This is a genomic window from Amycolatopsis sp. NPDC049252, assembly GCF_043197175.1.
In the GTDB taxonomy this organism is placed as follows: domain Bacteria; phylum Actinomycetota; class Actinomycetes; order Mycobacteriales; family Pseudonocardiaceae; genus Amycolatopsis.
In genome coordinates this window covers 1-4,612 of the sequence record NZ_JBICSQ010000171.1, presented here as the reverse complement: position 1 = coordinate 4,612, position 4,612 = coordinate 1, and the positions used below count along the sequence as shown (strand labels likewise).

The 4,612-nt window shown below is 74.8% G+C and carries 5 protein-coding genes; 4 read left to right on the top strand and 1 reads right to left on the bottom strand.

The features are described 5' to 3' along the window. Positions 1-134 precede the first annotated feature (134 nt). Positions 135-590, bottom strand: coding sequence for a universal stress protein (locus tag ACGFMK_RS48820; RefSeq protein WP_392778879.1), 456 nt, complete (start codon positions 588-590; stop codon positions 135-137). 170 nt (positions 591-760) lie between these two features. On the opposite strand from ACGFMK_RS48820, the gene ACGFMK_RS48815 reads away from it, so the two are divergent. The 4 genes from ACGFMK_RS48815 (at position 761) to ACGFMK_RS48800 (ending at position 4,505) form a co-directional block, all read left to right on the top strand. Next, positions 761-1,741, top strand: coding sequence for an Acg family FMN-binding oxidoreductase (locus ACGFMK_RS48815; protein ID WP_392778876.1), 981 nt, complete (start codon positions 761-763; stop codon positions 1,739-1,741). Continuing rightward, positions 1,738-2,070 carry a PEP/pyruvate-binding domain-containing protein gene (locus ACGFMK_RS48810; protein ID WP_392778873.1) on the top strand — a complete coding sequence of 111 codons (333 nt, stop codon included), beginning with the start codon at positions 1,738-1,740 and terminating at the stop codon, positions 2,068-2,070. Before ACGFMK_RS48815 ends, ACGFMK_RS48810 begins: the two co-directional genes overlap by 4 nt. A gap of 27 nt (positions 2,071-2,097) precedes the next feature. Beyond that, complete coding sequence (locus tag ACGFMK_RS48805; protein WP_392778871.1) at positions 2,098-3,411, top strand: MBL fold metallo-hydrolase; 1,314 nt, start codon at positions 2,098-2,100, stop codon at positions 3,409-3,411. A gap of 107 nt (positions 3,412-3,518) precedes the next feature. Beyond that, positions 3,519-4,505 carry an Acg family FMN-binding oxidoreductase gene (locus ACGFMK_RS48800; RefSeq protein WP_392778869.1) on the top strand — a complete coding sequence of 329 codons (987 nt, stop codon included), beginning with the start codon at positions 3,519-3,521 and terminating at the stop codon, positions 4,503-4,505. The last annotated feature ends 107 nt before the right edge of the window (positions 4,506-4,612 follow it).

Sequence of the window (4,612 nt, the reverse complement as noted above, 5' to 3'; positions counted from 1 at the left end):
GATCGGTCAGGACCTCCTCACGCATACCAACATTCTGGAAAGCTCTGCCTGTCAGGCAAGACGACACGCCGACTCATTCTGAACTGCCCCCTAAGTCCCTCAATGCGACATTCACGGCTTTGCCGTAGCGGGTATCAGGCCGGGACGAGGTGGCGGGCCGCCTCCGGGGTGATGACCACCACCGGGCAGCGGGAAAACCGGACGCACTCCCGCCCGACGCTGCCCAGCACCAGGTCCGACACCGCGCCGCCGCGGTGCGTGCCCAGCACCACCAGGTCCGCGTCCGCGGACGCCGTCACCAGCTCCGTGGCCGGGTCGCCGTGGACCGTGCGGGTCTCCACCGTGGCCTCCGAAGGGATCCTCAGGCCGGCGACGTGGTCCTCCAGGGAGAAGTCGCGCGACGGGACCCGGCCGTGTGGCTGGATCGTGAACGACGCTCCCGGCAGCAGCGCGTCGCGGGGGCGGACGAGGATCGCGCGGACGACATCGCCGGCGTGCGCGCCCACCTCCAAGGCCCACCTCAGGGCCGCGTCGCCGCGGGGCGACCCGTCCGTGCCGACGACGAGCACACGACCTTGTGGCGAAACCATGGCTTCCTTCTTTCTCTCGGGTGTTACCCCGATCGTGCGACCGGCTCCCGGGCACCGGTAGGGGCCGAATTCCGCCGGAGCAGGGGACTTTGTGCTCCGGCGCGGGCCCGGCGGCCGCGGCGACGATGACGGGAGCGGAGCGCCCGACTCCGCGCCCGGGAGTGACCGCGATGACCGCCACAGCACCGGCAGCACTGACGTCCGAGCAGATCGGCGCGCTCGCCCGCGCCGTGAGCCGCGCGCCTTCGGTGCACAACAGCCAGCCGTGGCAGCTGCTCGTCCGCGGGACCGAGGTGGATCTGCTCGAGCGCCGGGACGTCGTGCTGCGCCGGCACGATCCGTTCGGCCGGGACCGGCTGCTGTCCTGCGGCGCCGCGCTCACCAACCTCGAACTCGCCGTGCGCGTGCTCGGCCGGGACTGTCACATCGAGTTCCCGGACCGCGATGACGCCGTGGCCACGGTGGCGATCGGCCGTCCGCGTGCCGTCTCCGCGCGGGACTTCTCGCTGTACCACGCCATCGGCCGCCGCCGCAGTCACCGGCACGCCTTCTTCCACAGCCGCGTGCCGGCCGGCGTCCGCGCCGCGCTGGTCGCGGCGGGGGAGACGACCGGCGTGCACGTCGTGGCTCCGGCGCACCTGGACAAGCTCGCCGAGCTGCTCGGCTTCGCCACCCGCGTGCTCCGCGAAGACCGCGGCTACCAGCGAGAGCTGGCGATGTGGACGGCCCACACGAGGGTGACCGGCGACGGTGTCCCCGAAGACGCGATGAACGAAGAAGCCCTGCCGGTGGCCGGGCTGATCCGGACCGGCACCCCGGTACCGGACGACGTCGTCCTCGCCGAACGGCTGGCCGACGAGAACCTGCTGGTCGTCTGCACCGACGGCGACACCGAGGCCGAGCACCTGGCCGCCGGCGCGGCCCTGGAGCGCGTCTGGCTGACCGCGACGGCGAAGGCACTCGTCGGCTCGGTCATCACCCAGCCCCTGCACCTGACCGGCTTCCGGGCTCGCCTGGTGTCGGAACTGAGCCTGCCGGGAGTGCCGCAGGCGATCTTCCGGTTCGGCTACCCCGCGGTCCCGACCGCTCCCTCGCCGCGACTGCCGCTCGGCGAACTGTTCCCCGACGGACCCACAGGAGGGCTCCGATGACCTACGTACGCGACCTGGCCGAGATCCGGCTCTCCGACGGCGAGACCGTCGGCGGCAAGGGCGCGAACCTCGGCGAGCTGATCTCCGCCGGCTTCACCGTGCCCGGTGGCTTCGTGATCTCCCGCGACGGTTACCGGGCCGCCCTCGACCACGCGGGCGTCCGCGCCGAACTGGCGGACCTGCACGCCAAGGCCGTGGCCAACGTCGACGACACGACGGCGCTCGCCGAACACCTGCCCCGGCTCCCGGGCTCGGCAGTGCACGTGACGCCGCTGCTCTGGGTGACGGCCGGCGTGCTCGGGTTCCGGCGCCGCGACGTCGCGGCCTGAGTCCACATCAGACCCCAGGAGACCACGATGACCAGCTCCGCTCCCGCCACCACGTCGGCGCCCACGGTGTGCCGCCGGGCCCGGCCGACGCTGACCTTCCTCGGCGGCGCCGGGACGCCGACCGGGGCGCGCTACCTCGTCGAGACGCCCGGCGCGCGGGTCCTCGTGGGCTGCGGCGCGTTCGCGGGGCCGGCGGACCTCACCCGGCGCAACTGGTCGCCCGCCCCGGACGCCCTGCGCGCGCTGGACGCGGTCGTGCTCACCGGTGCCGACGCGGCGCACGGCGGGTTCCTGCCGCAACTGGTGGCCGAGGGGTTCACCGGGCCGGTCTTCGCGACACCTGAGACGGCGGCGCTGCTGCCGATGGCGCTGGCGGAGGCGGCCGCGCAGTTCGCCGAGGAGGAAACCGCCGGCTGGCCCGGGTTCCCGGCCGCACCGCCGTTCCGGCCCGCGGACGCCGACCGGGCGGTCGCCCTCCTGCAGCCGGTCACCGAAACGGCGTTCCGGGACGTCGGCCTGGTGTTCGGCCGCGCGGGAGGGCAGCCGGGCGCGGCGTGGGCGCACCTGCGGGCCGGCGACCGGTCGGTGCTGGTCACCCCGCCGCTCGGCAGCGCGACCCACCCGCCGGAGCCGCGGCCCGCCGCGGCGGTGCTCGTCCTGCCGGCCGCCCCGGTGCCCGGCGGCGCCACCGGCCACGAAGCCGGCCGTCTGGCCGCCGTGGTGCACCGCGCGGTCCACCGCGGGGGCAGTGTGCTGATTCCCGCGTCGGCCGCCGGCCGGGCCGCCGAGGTGCTGACGCTGCTGCGCGACCTGATGGACGCGCGGGAGATCCCGGTGCTGCCCGTGCACGTGGACAACCCCGTGGGACTGCCCGCCGGGGTGCCCCGGCTTCCCGAAGACGTCGCGGTCCACCGGCGGCCGGAGGACACGGACTGGTGGGCCGACGGCCCGTCGATCGTCCTGGCCGGGCCCGAGACGGCCGGACCCGGACGGGTGCTGGACCAGCTCGCCCGGCTCCTGCCGGACGCGCGCAACGCCGTCGTCGTGGCCGGCCCGGGTGCCGCCGGAACACGCACGGCACAGCTGGCCGACGGGCTGCGGCAGGTGAAGATCCGCGGCCGGTACGTGCCGGTGCACGCGGAGATCACCCGGTTCGCGGACTTCGGTGAGTACGCCGACGAAGCGTCGGTCAGGGCCTGGGCGACCGCCGGGGCGCCGCCCGAGACCGTGTTCGTCGTCGAGGGCGAGCCGGAGACGGCCCTCGCGTCGGCGAAGGCGTTGCACGCCGAGGCGGGCTGGTGCGCGGTCGTGCCCGCCGACGGCGAGCGCGTGCTGCTCTGACCCAGGGTCTTTGGTCACCCCGGCTCGTGACGCGCGACCGTCGTCGCGGCCGGGGCCACGCGGTGATGCTGAAGGGGATCGTCACCCTCCACAGCCCGGAGCCACCGATGAGCCGACCCCTTCCGACCGTGTTCGACCAGGCCCTCACCGCGGCCGTCCGCGCGCCGTCCCCGCACAACACCCAGCCGTGGCGGTTCGTCGTGACCGGGAACGTGATCGAGGTCTGGCTGGACCGGGAGCGCGTCCTGCCGGTCGCCGACCCGCACCGGCGCGAGGCCCGGCTGGCCTGTGGGGCGGCCGCGTTCAACCTCCTCGTCAGCCTGCGGTCCAACGGCCTCGCGGTGGTGGTGCGGGTGTTGCCCGACCCGGACGAGCGGGACCTGGTGGCCGTGCTCCGCCTCGACGGCAACCAGAAGGCCGCCCAGGCGGAGCAGAGGCTCGCCGAAGCGGTCTTCCGGCGGCACACCAACCGGCGCCCGTTCCTGGACAAGGAGGTGTCGCCCGTGATCCGCACCGCGTTGAAGTCCGCGGCTCTCGCGGAGGGCGGCCAGGTCGAGTACCTCGACGCGTCGGGCCGGTACTCGCCGGTCGCGTCACTGGTGCGGCAGGCCGAGGCGCTGCAGGCGGACGATCCGGCGTTCCAGGCGGAAGCCGCGCTCTGGACCCACCGCCCGCCCGGGAGCCCGGACGGGGTGCCGATGACGGCCGCCGGGCCGCCCCCGGACCACCACGGCGTGGTCACGCTGCGCGCATCGCACGAAAACGCGGCCTTGCCGGCCCGCGAGTACGAGCAGCAGCCCCTTCTCGCCGTGCTGCTCACCCGCGACCGCGGTCCGCACGCCGAAGTCCGCGCCGGGATGGCGATGCAGCGGGTGCTGCTCACCGCGACCGCGGAGGACCTCGCGGCGTCGTTCCTGTCGCAGCCGTTCGAGACGCCGCGGACCCGGCAGTCGATGGACCGGCTCTTCACCGGGCTGGGCCAGCCGCACACCTTGCTGCGCATCGGTTACGGCTATCCGACGAGGCTGACGGCCCGGCGCGCGGTCACCGACGTGCTGACCCACCGCACCGCACCGGACGTACCGGCGACGTGAGCCGGCCGGCCGTACCGCCGGGCTCGTGGCCCGGCCGGGCGGATCGCGGGATGCCGGTCAGCGGCCGGGCTCGGCCGCGCCCAGGTTCCGGAGCACGTCCTGGAGGG